Genomic DNA, 12,679 nt, shown 5'->3' with positions numbered 1-12,679 from the left:
ATCGAAGCACAGAGCACCACTGCCACTATCATTGCCACCACTCTACGACGCTTATCTTTCATCTTCTTCACCTCTGTCTCTGCGGCATTTGCCGCTGAATTTCATTTTACTATAGTCCCTCTCTTCGCCTTCGGCAAGAGAAAACTCAGACAATAATCCGAAGCTTCCGCCCCGTCTTCGTGTACTGGTAGTAGCGAACGCCCGCCGCGTTCAGCATGCGCTTGCTCGCGCGAACCGCCGCCGTGTCGCCGTACTTATCCTCTCCGTAAATCAGGGTTCGGATACCGCTCTGTATAATCGCCTTGGCGCACTCGTTGCAGGGGAACAAGGTCACATAGAGCTTGCTGCCCTCGAGCGAACCGCCGCGGTAATTCAGAATCGCATTCAGCTCGCTGTGCGTCGCATAGAAGTATTTTGCCTGATAAGGGTCGTCCTGCTCGTGCTCCTTCCCCCAGGGAAACTCATCGTCCGAGCAGCCTCTCGGGAAGCCATTATAGCCCATCGAGAGAATCTTGTTGTCATCGCTCACGATGCAGGCGCCGACCTGGGTGTTCGGATCCTTCGAGCGGAGCGCCGAGAGATAGGCGACACCCATGAAATATTCGTCCCAGCTGATATAGTCTTCGCGCTTTCCGCTCATTTTCCCTCCTCTGCGTACAGATAGTGATGTCCCGCCGCCTTGTTCATGCGATTCCGAACGGCGAGGCCGACCCCGCTCTCCGGAAATGCCTCGGCGTAAATCACATCGACCGCGCGGGCATCCATCTCGCGGAGCGCGGCAAAGAGATTGTGAGCAATCTCCGCCGGTTTTGCGCGTTCCCCGAGGCACAGAACCGCATCGGCACAATAGGCATCCGCGTTTTCCGCACTCGCGAGTATGCCGACCTTTTTGCCGCCCGACTTCGCCGCGGCGGCGCAGGCGTTGATTTTCCGGATGACCGCCGCCTGTGTCCCGTCGACCAGGTACATCTCGGCGCGCGGCGCGTAGTGCCGGTACTTCATGCCGGGTGCCTTGGGGTGCATGTCCGGCGTGAGCGGCTTTGTGAGCACCGGGTCAAACTCTATTTTCCCGAGCACGCCTTCCAGCATTTCCGGCGTAATCGCGCCCGGGCGGAGCAAGGCGGGCACACTGCCGGTCAGATCTACGATTGTCGACTCGAGCCCCACGGCAACCGCGCCGCCGTCCAGTATCATGTCGATTTTGCCGCCGAGATCCTCTTTCACATGGCGCGCCTCCGTCGGGCTCGGGCGCCCCGAGGTATTCGCGGAGGGTGCCGCAACCGGCAGTCCCGCCGCCAGAATCAAGGCTCTCGCATTCGGATCGAGCGGCAGCCGGATTGCGACCGTGTCGAGCCCGCCGCTGGTTTCGCGCGGCACTGCCTCGCTCTTTGGCAAAATCATGGTGAGCGGCCCCGGCCAGAAAGCCTCCGCGAGCTTTCCGGCACTCTCCGGGATTTCCCGCACCAGAGGCTCCATCTCTTCGAAGCGGGCAATGTGGACAATCAGCGGATTGTCGCTCGGCCGCCCCTTTGCCGCGTAGATTTTTTCCGCCGCCGCAGCGCTCAGTGCATTGCCGCCGAGGCCGTAGACAGTCTCGGTCGGAAATGCGACCAGACCGCCGGCGCGAAGTATTTCTCCGGCGCGCGCCAATGCTTCCTCCCGCTCCGCCCTGCTTCCGGTCAGCAGACCATAGATTGTCTCCATGCTCAGCGCCGTCCTTCCTGCTCTTTCAGCACATGGCTCAGGCGCTTGTAGAGAAGAATCGTAAGCAACATGTCCACGCTCCCCTTTACGAGATTCAGCGGTGCGACCGCATAGAGCGCCATGGTCTCGACGCTCACAATGCGCGGGTTCACCTTGGTTCCCATCTGCACAATGGTCTCGAGCGGCATACCGTAGAGCGCCGCGAATTTCGGGAGCAGATAAACCGCATTGAGGAGCGAACCGAAGATGGTCATGCAGATCACGCCGAGCGCGCAGGCAACGAAGGCTTGACGCTTGGTCTTCTTCTCAAAGTAGAAAATACCGGCCGGGAGCACGAGCGCGCAGCCCACCGCAAAGTTCGCGAGCTCGCCGACAAAGGCGGTCGAGGTCGACTTAAACACCAGCTTCAATAAAACTTTCAGAAACTCCGCCATCACCCCTGCGACCGGGCCGTAGGCAAAGCTCAGAATTAAAATCGGGAGCTCCGAGAGATCGATTTTATAAAAGGGCGGCGCGAACGGCACCGGCACCTCAAACAGCATGAGCACAGCCGCAGCCGCCGAGAAGAGACCTATCATGGCCATCTTCCGGGTGCTCAGAATGCGCTCTTTCTGCCCTCTCCGCCGCTGAATCCGCTTCTCGATGACGTAGGCGACAAAGAAGCAGAGAAAGACAATTAGCAGGAACTCGCCGACAAAGATAAGATTTTCCGCAATTTTCTGACCTAAATTTCCCATTACCGATTGATTATCCCCCATACATCCGTTGTCTCAAGGCCGAGCCGCCACACGGCGATGCCGGCGGGGTCCTTGGCCCGTATCACTTCCATGCGCGCCTGCATCGACTTGGCGTCCTCCATCCAGATGGACTGGATGCTTCCGTTTGCCGAGCGCTGACCGTAGTTCTGCCCGAGCGTCTCGTCGTAGGTCAGGCTGACCTGGTTCTTGTTGACCCAGTCCTGCGCCGCCTTCATGCCGAGCGCCTCGCTCGACACTTTGCCGTTCTTGTCCTCCGTCCAGAGTCGCGTGTAGAACGGCACAGCCTGAATCAGTTTTTCCTTCGGAATCTCTTCGAGGCAGGCGTCAAGCCCCGTCGTCACGAAGTCGAGCGAAGCCGTGCTGCCCGGTGCGTCGCCGCCGGTGTGCTCGTCATAGCCCATGTTGATGATGTAGTCGCAGAAGACCGCGAGTTCTTTTCTGTCGTAGTAGGCATTGAACTTCGCGGGATTCGGAACATCCACCGTGAGGTAGAGCTGCTTTGCATGGCAGGCGACCGAGAGTTCACGGATGAATTCGAGGTACTGGTCAATCGCCTCCTGTTTGATGAGCTCGAGATCCACATTGATGCCGTCAAAGCCGTAGAGATCGGCGTCTGCCATCAGCGAATCAATCAGCTTTTTCCGCACGGATGTCTTTTTCAGGAGTTCTCCCGTCGTGACACTCTTGTCAAAGTTATCGAGCAGCGCAAAGACCTTGAGACCTTTCTCGTGCGCCGCTTCCACATAGGCGCGGTCGGCATAGCTCTGATAGTCGCCCTCATTGCCGCGGAGCGAGAACCAGGTCGGAACAATCACGTTCATGCCGCTTGCATTGCCCGCAAGCGTCGAAAGTCCCTGATTGGCCGCCTGGTTGGAAACAAGGTGGAAACCGAGCAGCACTTTGCCGCCGAGGGAGAGCGTTCCGTAGTCCTGTGCGACAAACGAATTCTGATAGGGCACCGTCTCCGCCGCCGCAAGCCTACTCTGCTGCACATAGCCGGTGAAACCGCTGTCGGTCTTGACGCGCACCCAGCGCGCGGTATCCGTCTTTGCATCGGCATGGTCCGGAATCACGCGGAGCGCCTCCGCCTTTGCCGCGACCGTGACAATACTGCCGCGCACACTCGGCCGGCTCCGGAGTACGGTCTTATGCTTTGCCGCCCGCACTTCGTCGCTCTCCGGTGCAGTCTCGACAAAAATCCGCTTGACCTCACCGTCCGTATAGGCCTCGGTGCGGACATTCGTAAATTCGCAGAGTAGCGGCAGCGAGAGGTAAAGCGCCTGGTCTTTGACAAAAAAGAGCGGCTTGCCCTCCGTGTCCACCTCTTCCGCCGTAAATGTGCGGACGCCGCCGGGCGCTGCGTAGACCATGCATTTCTCGTCCTTATCCCAGTAGAAGCGCTGATTCATCTTGCTTTTCACGAGTGTCAGTGGCAGATAGACACGGCCGTTCTCGAGAACCGCCTTGTCGCTCTGCAATTCATAGTTATAGAGCACGGCGACTTCATCGCCCTGCACGCCGAACAGACTGTTCTCGCTGATTCGGGTGCGGCTCGGTCCGAACTGCCGATACCAGAGCCCGAGAATGACTGCGACGAGCGCGAGCAGCAAGACCAGGGGCAGCAAAGATCTCCTGCCGTTTCGCTTCCGGCTTCGCTTCGTATTCTGCAGCTCCTTTGTTTCATTCCTTTCTTCCAAGATAATCCTCCTCTGAAGTGCGGTTACATCCCATTAATATTAGGAAGAGAGCCCTAAATAATTCCGGAACAGTATATCATAAAACGGCGAATTCTGTGTGAAGACAAACAAAAAAGCGGCAGTGCGCTCCGTGACAAGCACACTGCCGTCTGTGCTCCAAACTTGCAGGCTCGGCAGCACATACAGTTGACAAAGATTTTCCGTGACATCATGGCGGAATCGCGAATTCCGCGGGTTGCCGCCCTCTGCTGCGCGAGATGGATGGCGTAGTTCACGCATACAAAAAAGCGCCGGACAGCTCCGGATTTTTGAGTACTTTTGGGGAAATACACCGCACGGATGCGTGCGACGCGGCGACGGAGTGTCGCCGTTTTCAGAAAGGAATCTTTTGTCTTGGGGACAAGATCTAAAACTGCTGCCTCCTGTTCTCCATCCGTTTAAAGTATACCAATAACCGCCGTAATCTTCAATTGCAAAACGCGGTATTCCGTTGTATTATGCTTTAACAAAACAGAAAGAGGTGAAGTCCATGAAATTAGAGCGCGTCAGCGAGTATCAGATCAGCTGCACGCTGTCCGGTTTTGATTTGATTGAGCGCGACATCGAGCTCAATGAACTCGCATATGGCAGCAAAAAAGCAAGACGCCTTCTTCGGGAGATGATGCAGCAGGCATCCTCTGAATTGGGCTTTGAAGTCGATGATATGCCGCTGCGCGTGGAGTCCATACCGCTCTCCGACGACAGCATTCGGGTACTGATTACCAAAGTGGACGATCCGGAGGAACTGGATGCGCGCTTTTCGCGCTTTGTCCCTTCGACGGACACAGAGGAGGAGGACGAGGACCGGATGGGATTCTCCGATTTCCTGCAGGACACGGACGAGCGGGAATCGTCTTTGGATGACGACGAGATGGATGAGCTTCTGCGAAAATGTGCCTCCCTTGCGAATGAGTTCACACCCGTCAAGCTCGACGAAAAAATCCCGGAACCTTCCGAGTATCTGGTGCGCGGCTTCCGCTTCCCGAATCTGGACGCTGTCATCACAGCCGCTCACGCCCTGCAAGACCTCGCAACCGAGCTCGTTGCGGAATCGCTTTACCGAAATCCGGAAAACGGTCGGTACACCCTGGTGCTCCGCTTCAAACGGCAGTTTTCGCTGCACATCGCCCTGCTCTGCAACAGCCTCGGCGAATACAGCGATCCCCTGCTGCTGAGCCCGGCGCGCGCCGCCTTCTACGACGAGCACTATGACCGCATCCTCTCGAAGGATGTGCTTACTTCGCTCGCAAAACTCTAAGCATGCCTTAAGTTTTGTTAGTTAATGATAACAAATCGTCCAAGATGTACCTCTAAAAGTGCAGATTTGCTAAATCCTCTGCTTGTAATTACGACTTCTTTCGTTTACAATGTGGGAAACAGCAAAGATGCTGTCCTAGTTTAGAAGAATCAAGGAGGAATTTGATTATGGCACGCAGAATTTCTGATGCTTGCGTCAGCTGTGGCAGCTGCGCTGGTGAATGTCCGGTTGGTGTGATCTCCCAGGGAGACACGCAGTATGTGATCGACGAGTCCGGTTGCATCGATTGCGGCGCTTGCGAGGCTGTATGCCCGGTCGGCGCAATTTCTGAGGCAAACTGAGAAAAATCGCAAAAAAAAGCTCTGAGCTTACGCTCAGAGCTTTTTTTGTGTCAGCGCGCCATATTGACAAAGCGCGTGGTATCCGGCTTCCAGACCAGACTGACTGTGCCGATCGGGCCGTTTCTCTGTTTCGCGATGATGACCTCGGCCTCGTTCGGGTGCTCGGTGTCCTTGTTGTAGTAGTCGTCGCGGTACAGGAACATCACGACATCCGCGTCCTGCTCGATGGCGCCGGACTCACGGAGATCCGAGAGCATCGGGCGGTGATCCGGCCGCTGCTCCACCGCGCGGGAGAGCTGGGAGAGCGCAATCACCGGCGCCTGCAGTTCACGCGCCAGCGCCTTTAAATTTCTGGAGATGTCGGAAATCTCCTGCTGGCGGTTTTCGCCGGACTTGCCGCTGCCGCTCATGAGCTGCAGGTAGTCGATGATCACGAGGTCCACCCCGTGCTCTAACTTCTGCTTCCGGCACTTGCTACGCAGTTCGCCGATGCCGATGCCCGCCGTGTCATCGATCACCAGATTTTTGCTCTCGGAGATATGTGCGGCCGCCTCGATGATGTTGCTGAAATCGCCGCTCGAGAGATCACCGTTTCGCATCTTCTGCGCGTCGACACTCGACTCCATCGAGAGGATGCGGTTCACCAGCTGCTCCTTGCTCATCTCGAGCGAGAAAATCATGCAGGATCGCCCGTTCCGCACGGCTGCGTGCTCGACAATGTTCAGCACGAAGGCTGTCTTTCCCATCGAGGGGCGCGCCGCAATCAGCACGAGGTCGGAGGGCTGGAGGCCGCTCAGCTTCCGGTCGAGGTCTATAAAGCCGGTCGGGATGCCGGTCACCTCCGCGCCGTTCTGATAGGCTTTCTGGATTCTCTCCAGCACCCGCAGGGTAATCTCCGAAATCGGGGTGAATTCCGCCGCACTCCGCTGCTGCAGGATGCGGAACATCTTCTCCTCGGTCTCCTGCAACAGCACCTCGAGCTCCTGGCTGTCGGCATAACAGCTGTTCGCAATCTCCTCACTCGCCTGAATCAGCTTCCGCTTGACCGCCTTTGCGCGGACAATCTTCGCGTACTCCCGGATGTTCGCGGCGGTCGCCTCGCTCTGCGCAATCTCGCGCAAAAAATCCAGCCCTTGCATTTCCGGCGGCACATCTTTTGTCTTCAGCTTTTCCTGTACCGTCAGAATATCGACCGGCTTGCCCTCGTTGAAGAGTTCTGCCATGCAAGAGAAGACAATGCCGTACTGCTTGGAATAAAAATCCGCCGCACTGCAGTGTTCCAGCGCGACGGCAAGACTGTTCTGATCCACAAAAACCGCACCGAGGATGGAGCGCTCTCCCTCCTCGCTGTGCGGCATGATGCGCTTTAGCACATTTTGAGTGTCGTCCGTCATTTTGCTTCCGTCACATTGACCTTGAGCGTCGCCTGCACATCGCGGTGCAGCTTGACTACGGTCTCATAGCTGCCGAAGCTCTTGATCGGCTCCGCGAGAGCAATCTTCTTCTTGTCGAGTTCCAGGCCGAGCTGTTCCTTCACGGCTTCCGCAAGTTCCTTGGTCGAAACAGAACCGTAGGTCTTTCCGTTCTCGCCGCCCTTGATGTGCACAGTCACGCTGCCGGCCTCAATCTTGGCCGCGAGCGCCTTCGCCTCGGCGAGCTGCTCCGCCGCAATTTTTGCCTCATTCGCCTGCTTTAACTTCAGGGTGTTCAGATTCTCGGCCGTCGCCGCCGCGCCGAGCTTTTTCGGCAGCAGAAAGTTCCGCGCATAGCCCTCCGAAACTTCCACGAGCGTGCCGGCCTTGCCGAGCGACTTCACATCCTGTAATAACACAATTTTCATGAGATTTCTCCTTTCAAAAGCATCTCGTCGATGACTTGTTTCACCTGCTCCATGGCCTCTTCCTGCGTGAGCCCCGAGAGCTGCGCGCCGGCAATGGTGCGGTGACCGCCGCCGCCGAGTTTTTCCATCATGACCTGAACATTGACTTCGTCAATGGCACGCGCCGAGAGATACACCTTCTCGCGGAAGGTCGTCGCGACGACACTTGCTTTCACGCCGATGACATCGAGCAAGTCGTTTGCCGCCTGCGCGCCGACCACGGTCGGGTTGTCGAGCCCCGTCGCGTCACAGTAACTCAGCGCAAAGTTCTCGCGGTAAATTTCCGCGTTGTGAATCGCCTCGCTCTTTGCGCGGTAGTCATCGAGCTTCTCACGGAACAGTTTCCGGACGCGCGTCACATCGGCACCGTTTCGCCGGAGGAAGGCCGCGGCCTCAAAAGTCCGGACACCGGTCTGGTTCTGGAAATTGTGGGTGTCAATCACAATGCCGGCGTACATCGCATCGGCCTCGACCGCCCGAATCTTCACATCGTCCGAGATGTACTGCACAACCTCCGCGACCATCTCGCAGGCGCTCGACGCATAGGTCTCGACATACGAGAGCTGGGCGTTCCGGATGGAATCCTGACTCTGGCGGTGGTGATCCAGCACCACGATGGTCTTTGCGACATCCAGAAGCCTCGGGCCCTCGACCATGGACGGCCGGTTGGTATCCACGACGACCAGTACCGAGTCTTCATCAAGGAGCTGCATAGCCTTCTCCTCGGGGATGAACATGTCCTCCGGATAGTCGCCGTTATAAAAGCGCTCGAGCATGGGGCGAATTGCGCCGTTGACCGCCGAAGAGACAATGTGCGCCTCCTTGCCCATGGTCGTCGCAATGCGCCAGATGCCGACTGCCGCGCCGAGCGAATCGATGTCCATGAGCTTATGTCCCATGATCAAGAGTCTGTCCTTGTTCTCGATCAGTTCGCGGAACGCATGCGCCTTGACGCGTGCCTTGACGCGCGTTGTCTTCTCCTTGGAATTCGACTTGCCGCCGAAGTAGCGGATGTTCTCGCCATCCTTGACAACCGCCTGGTCGCCGCCGCGCCCCAGCGCCATATCAATCGCCTGGCGCGCAAAGTCGTAGCACTGCGCGTAACTGCTGCCGCCGTCACCGATGCCGATTGAGAGCGTGATGCGCATCTCATTGCCGATGTTCACGGTCTTGACCTGCTCCAGAATATCAAACTGGCTGTCTAAAAGATCCTGCAGATAACGGCGCTCAATCACAAAGAAGTACTTGTCCTTCTCGAGCTTCTTCATGATGGCCTGCATCCCGTCAAAGTAGCGGACAATCTTCCGGTCAATCATTGCGGTGAGCAGCGGGCGCCGCACTTCGTCGACGCTCTCCATCGCCTCTTCGTAGTTGTCGAGATACAGGAGACCCGCTGTGAGGCGGCGGCTCTCCTCTTCTTCCCGGAGCCTGAGCAGGGCTGTCTCGTCATAAAAATAGACGGCAAAGACCGACTCCGTATCAATCTGCTCCCGCACGAGCCGCACGCGGAGCCGCAGTGCGCCGAGACTCAGATGGTAGTCCGCGCTCTCCGCAATCTTTGCGAGCTCCTCCCGCGTGAGTTCCGGAAATAAATCCTCCAGTCGCTGCGCGGTCTTGTGTTCCGCCGCAAGGAGTTCCGTCAATGCCGTATTCCGGTAGGCAAAGGTGCCTGTCCTGTCCAGCAGGCCGTAACAGATATCCAGCCGGTCGGCAAGCCGCGCCTGCATACTGTCCGTCGCCGCCGAAAAACCGATCATCGCCTGGTTGATTTCCGCACCGGAAACCGCATAGAACCGAAGACAGATACTGCCGGAAATCAACGCGAGCAAAAAGACCAGCAAGCCGGTCTCCCAATTCGAAACACAAATCAATACCGCCGTCAATATCGAGAGCACAGCGGGAAATATGGGCCATCGCAGATAGGTACGCAGCTTTTCCTGCGCTTTTCTTTCTTCTTTCATGTTTCATGCATCCTCCTATCATTACGGTCGGGTTATACAAGATTATAGCATAGGAACGCAAGCGCGGCATACCGACATTTTGCCGTCCTATACAAGGCAAGGGGGCTGTGTTATAGTAACCGTATGTCAAAAAACAATGAAAAAACCAATGTGTGCCGCCTTCTGGACGGCAAGAAGCTCCCGTATGTCGAACACAGCTATCCACCGGAAGAGGCCGTCAGCGCAGAGGAGGTCGCAGCTTATCTCGGTCAGAATCCGGCGCAGGTCTTCAAGACCCTGGTCACCGTCGGAAAATCCGGACAGCACTATGTTTTCGTGATTCCGGGCCCCGCTTCCCTCTCTTTAAAGAGTGCAGCCAAGGCAGTCGGCGAAAAATCGATCGCCATGCTTCCGCAGCGGGATCTTTTGCCGCTCACGGGCTATGTGCACGGCGGCTGCTCGCCGATCGGCATGAAAAAGATCTTCCCGACTGTGGTCGACGAGAGTGCGGAAACATTCGAGAGCATTATCATCTCCGCCGGGAAACGCGGCTATCAGGTGGAACTGAGCCCTGCGGTACTTGGCAAACTGATACGCTTTTCGTATGCAGCCCTCACCGAGTGAGGCATCAGAGAGGTAAACAACACATGGCACAACAGGCAAGTAAGCGAAAAAAGAAGAAGGCACATATTGTCGTCCGCATCCTGAAGACCCTGCTTCTCGTCTTCATGCTCTGCATCCTCGCGGCCGTCGCTTTTCTCTTCATCAAGGTGTTTCCGGATTTGCAGTCCATCCAGCAGCACGCCTACGAGACCTATCAGCACATGTCCGAGGACGATTTCCGCCTCGTGACGGACACCGAAATCTTTGACAAGGATGACAAACAAATCGGCGTAATCAGCTCCGGTCATCACTATGTCTATGTCGGCTCCGACGACATCAGCCCCTGGCTGAAAAAGGCCTATGTCGCGCAGGAAGACCGGCGCTTTTACAACCACCACGGTGTGGACTGGCTCGCCATTGCCCGTGCGGGACTCTCCTATGTCAAACACCGGCGCGTGACCCAGGGCGGCTCCACGATTACCCAGCAGGTCATCAAAAACACCTATCTCACCCAGGAGCGCTCGCTGAAGCGAAAATTCACCGAGATACTTCTCGCGCCCCAGCTCGAGAAGCGTTTCGGCAAGGACAAGATACTCGAGTTCTACTGCAACGGCAACTTCTACGCGCACGGCTGCTACGGTGTGGAAGCCGCAAGCCGCTACTACTTCGACAAGAGCGCCAAGGATCTGGAGCCCTGGGAAGCCGCCGTGCTGGTCGGCATCAGCAACCGTCCGGCGACGTACGAGCCGGTCAATCACCCGAAGAACGCGCTGCGCAAGCGGAACGAAGTGCTGACCAATCTGTATAAGCAGGGCGATATCACGGCCGAAGAGCTCGCCGAATACAAAGAAAAACCGCTCGAAATCGCCCCGCAGACCAAGGTGGCCGCGGCGACCGAAAACTACCAGACCAGCTATGCGATCTACTGCACGGCACTGCAGCTCATGAAGACCGACGGCTTTAAGTTCAAGTATACCTTCAAGAACAAAGAGGAGTATGACAAGTATCAGGCCGAGTACCGCGAGCTCTACGCCGACAAGAGCGAAAAGATTCGCGCGGGCGGCTATAAGATTTATACGACCATAGACTCGGATATCCAGGCGAAACTCCAGAAGCGCCTCGACGAGACGCTCGATGACCGCTCGAACGAAAAGCAGGAAAACGGCAAGTTCGCGCTCCAGGGCGCAGGTGTGGTCATTGACAACGACAGCAACGCCGTCGTCGCGATTGTGGGCGGCCGCGGCACGGACGACGCCTATAACCGCGGGTTCCTTGCGAGACGCCAGCCGGGATCCACGATTAAACCCTTGATTGACTACGCGCCTGCCTTCGAGACCGGCTACTTCTATCCGTCTTATGTGATTGACGATCACGAGTTTGACGGCGGCCCGAAGAACTCCGGCAATAAGTACTACGGCTCCGTGACGCTCCGCGAGGCGCTGAACCGCTCGCTGAACACCGTGGCCTGGCAGCTCCTCCAGAAAATCGGCGTGAAGACCGGCCTCTCCTATCTCGGGAAGATGGAATTCTCTTCCCTCTCCTGGCAGGACAGCACCGCGGCGGCCGTCTCGATTGGCGGCTTTACCTACGGCACACGCGTCGTCGACATGGCAAAGGGCTTTTCGACCTTCGCGAACATGGGCGTCTACGACGACAAGACCTGCCTCCGCTCCGTGGTCTATGACCGCACCGAGCAGCAGGTGATTCCGGTCAGCTCACGGCGCACCCAGGTCTACACCGAGGGCACGGCCTACATGATCACCGACATTCTGAAAGGCACCATGGACAAGTCCTACGGCACCGGCCGCGGTCTTGACATTGAGGGTCAGCAGGCCGCCGGTAAAACCGGAACGGCGAATGACTCGAAGGACACCTGGTTCTGCGGCTACACCCGTTATTACACCGCAGCCGTCTGGGTCGGCTATGACCAGCCGCGTCCCATGCCCGGTATCTACGGTGCCACCGTCGCGGGACGCATCTGGAAAGGTGTCATGACCGACATCCACAAAGATTTGCCGGAGAAAGACTGGGAACAGCCGGAATCCGTCATTAAGGCCTACTTCAAGAGTTCGACCGGCGAGCAGGTGGACTATGACAGCGGCGAAAAAGATCTTTTCAATCTGAATGTAGACAGCGCGGCGCGAAGCGAGTACGAAAAAACCTACGGCACCACCGAGGCCGATCCCGATGCCAACCGCGACGCAGGCGGCGATCTGCACGACGATGTCATTGACGAGAGCAGTGCTTCCGAAGAGAATGTTTCGCTCGAAGAGACGCTCGAGAGCATTGAGACTTCCGCCCATGTCACCGCGGGAACCGGCGTCACAGGTGTGAACGGCGGCCCCGGCGTGACGCCGCAGCGAAGCCACGAATCGCACCGCGACAACGAAGAGACTGTCGCGAGCCCGCGGGAAACCATCGTCCGTGAGACCGCGGAGCGGAGAACCCGCGCGGAGACCA

Annotated in this window: 11 protein-coding genes; 4 read left to right on the top strand and 7 right to left on the bottom strand. The window is 57.3% G+C overall.

Translation table 11 applies throughout. The features are described 5' to 3' along the window. Nucleotides 1-145 precede the first annotated feature (145 nt). From ACO4XG_RS07355 to ACO4XG_RS07340, 4 genes are read right to left on the bottom strand one after another with little or no spacing between them, the layout of a single operon-like run. Entirely contained in the window at nucleotides 146-640 is a 495-nt protein-coding gene (locus tag ACO4XG_RS07355; RefSeq protein ID WP_308509369.1) for a deoxycytidylate deaminase, read from the bottom strand. After that, nucleotides 637-1,704, bottom strand: a complete 1,068-nt coding sequence (locus tag ACO4XG_RS07350; RefSeq protein WP_308509370.1) for an L-threonylcarbamoyladenylate synthase — start codon at nucleotides 1,702-1,704, stop codon at nucleotides 637-639. Before ACO4XG_RS07350 ends, ACO4XG_RS07355 begins: the two co-directional genes overlap by 4 nt. Before the next feature lie 2 nt (nucleotides 1,705-1,706). Next, a complete protein-coding gene (locus ACO4XG_RS07345) occupies nucleotides 1,707-2,441 on the bottom strand; it encodes an ECF transporter S component (protein WP_308509371.1) in 735 nt (244 codons plus the stop codon). Beyond that, entirely contained in the window at nucleotides 2,441-4,159 is a 1,719-nt protein-coding gene (locus ACO4XG_RS07340; RefSeq protein ID WP_308509372.1) for a glycosyl hydrolase family 18 protein, read from the bottom strand. Before ACO4XG_RS07340 ends, ACO4XG_RS07345 begins: the two co-directional genes overlap by 1 nt. 529 nt (nucleotides 4,160-4,688) lie before the next feature. On the opposite strand from ACO4XG_RS07340, the gene ACO4XG_RS07335 reads away from it, so the two are divergent. Both ACO4XG_RS07335 and ACO4XG_RS07330 read left to right on the top strand, forming a co-directional pair. Further along, nucleotides 4,689-5,456, top strand: a complete 768-nt coding sequence (locus tag ACO4XG_RS07335; RefSeq protein WP_308509373.1) for an adaptor protein MecA — start codon at nucleotides 4,689-4,691, stop codon at nucleotides 5,454-5,456. A 167-nt stretch (nucleotides 5,457-5,623) separates the two neighbouring features. Continuing rightward, nucleotides 5,624-5,797, top strand: a complete 174-nt coding sequence (locus tag ACO4XG_RS07330) for a DUF362 domain-containing protein (RefSeq protein WP_009533133.1) — start codon at nucleotides 5,624-5,626, stop codon at nucleotides 5,795-5,797. A gap of 50 nt (nucleotides 5,798-5,847) precedes the next feature. On the opposite strand, the gene dnaB is transcribed toward ACO4XG_RS07330, so the two are convergent. Genes dnaB through ACO4XG_RS07315 form a run of 3 tightly spaced genes read right to left on the bottom strand, consistent with a single transcriptional unit; the run spans nucleotide 5,848 to nucleotide 9,637 of the window. Continuing rightward, entirely contained in the window at nucleotides 5,848-7,191 is a 1,344-nt protein-coding gene (gene dnaB / locus ACO4XG_RS07325; protein WP_308509374.1) for a replicative DNA helicase, read from the bottom strand. Then, on the bottom strand, nucleotides 7,188-7,637 hold the full coding sequence (gene rplI / locus ACO4XG_RS07320; protein ID WP_308509375.1) for a 50S ribosomal protein L9: 450 nt from the start codon (nucleotides 7,635-7,637) through the stop codon (nucleotides 7,188-7,190). Before rplI ends, dnaB begins: the two co-directional genes overlap by 4 nt. Further along, nucleotides 7,634-9,637 carry a DHH family phosphoesterase gene (locus ACO4XG_RS07315; protein ID WP_308509376.1) on the bottom strand — a complete coding sequence of 668 codons (2,004 nt, stop codon included), beginning with the start codon at nucleotides 9,635-9,637 and terminating at the stop codon, nucleotides 7,634-7,636. Before ACO4XG_RS07315 ends, rplI begins: the two co-directional genes overlap by 4 nt. A 123-nt stretch (nucleotides 9,638-9,760) precedes the next feature. On the opposite strand from ACO4XG_RS07315, the gene ybaK reads away from it, so the two are divergent. Then, complete coding sequence (ybaK, locus tag ACO4XG_RS07310; protein WP_308509377.1) at nucleotides 9,761-10,240, top strand: Cys-tRNA(Pro) deacylase; 480 nt, start codon at nucleotides 9,761-9,763, stop codon at nucleotides 10,238-10,240. A 23-nt stretch (nucleotides 10,241-10,263) separates the two neighbouring features. Then, nucleotides 10,264-12,679 (top strand): transglycosylase domain-containing protein (locus ACO4XG_RS07305; protein ID WP_308509378.1); only part of this gene is annotated, 2,416 nt, incomplete at its 3' end.

The organism is Stomatobaculum sp. (genome assembly GCF_057248925.1).
The sequence above is the reverse complement of the archived record's forward strand: the minus strand, read 5'-3'. Positions and strand labels throughout refer to the sequence as shown.

Coding starts and splice junctions, on each gene's coding strand:
- ACO4XG_RS07355 (WP_308509369.1), bottom strand. CDS start 640: ATGAGCGGAAAGCGCGAAGACTATATCAGCTGGGACGAATATTTCATG.
- ACO4XG_RS07350 (WP_308509370.1), bottom strand. CDS start 1,704: ATGGAGACAATCTATGGTCTGCTGACCGGAAGCAGGGCGGAGCGGGAG.
- ACO4XG_RS07345 (WP_308509371.1), bottom strand. CDS start 2,441: ATGGGAAATTTAGGTCAGAAAATTGCGGAAAATCTTATCTTTGTCGGC.
- ACO4XG_RS07335 (WP_308509373.1), top strand. CDS start 4,689: ATGAAATTAGAGCGCGTCAGCGAGTATCAGATCAGCTGCACGCTGTCC.
- ACO4XG_RS07330 (WP_009533133.1), top strand. CDS start 5,624: ATGGCACGCAGAATTTCTGATGCTTGCGTCAGCTGTGGCAGCTGCGCT.
- dnaB (WP_308509374.1), bottom strand. CDS start 7,191: ATGACGGACGACACTCAAAATGTGCTAAAGCGCATCATGCCGCACAGC.
- rplI (WP_308509375.1), bottom strand. CDS start 7,637: ATGAAAATTGTGTTATTACAGGATGTGAAGTCGCTCGGCAAGGCCGGC.
- ACO4XG_RS07315 (WP_308509376.1), bottom strand. CDS start 9,637: ATGAAAGAAGAAAGAAAAGCGCAGGAAAAGCTGCGTACCTATCTGCGA.
- ybaK (WP_308509377.1), top strand. CDS start 9,761: ATGTCAAAAAACAATGAAAAAACCAATGTGTGCCGCCTTCTGGACGGC.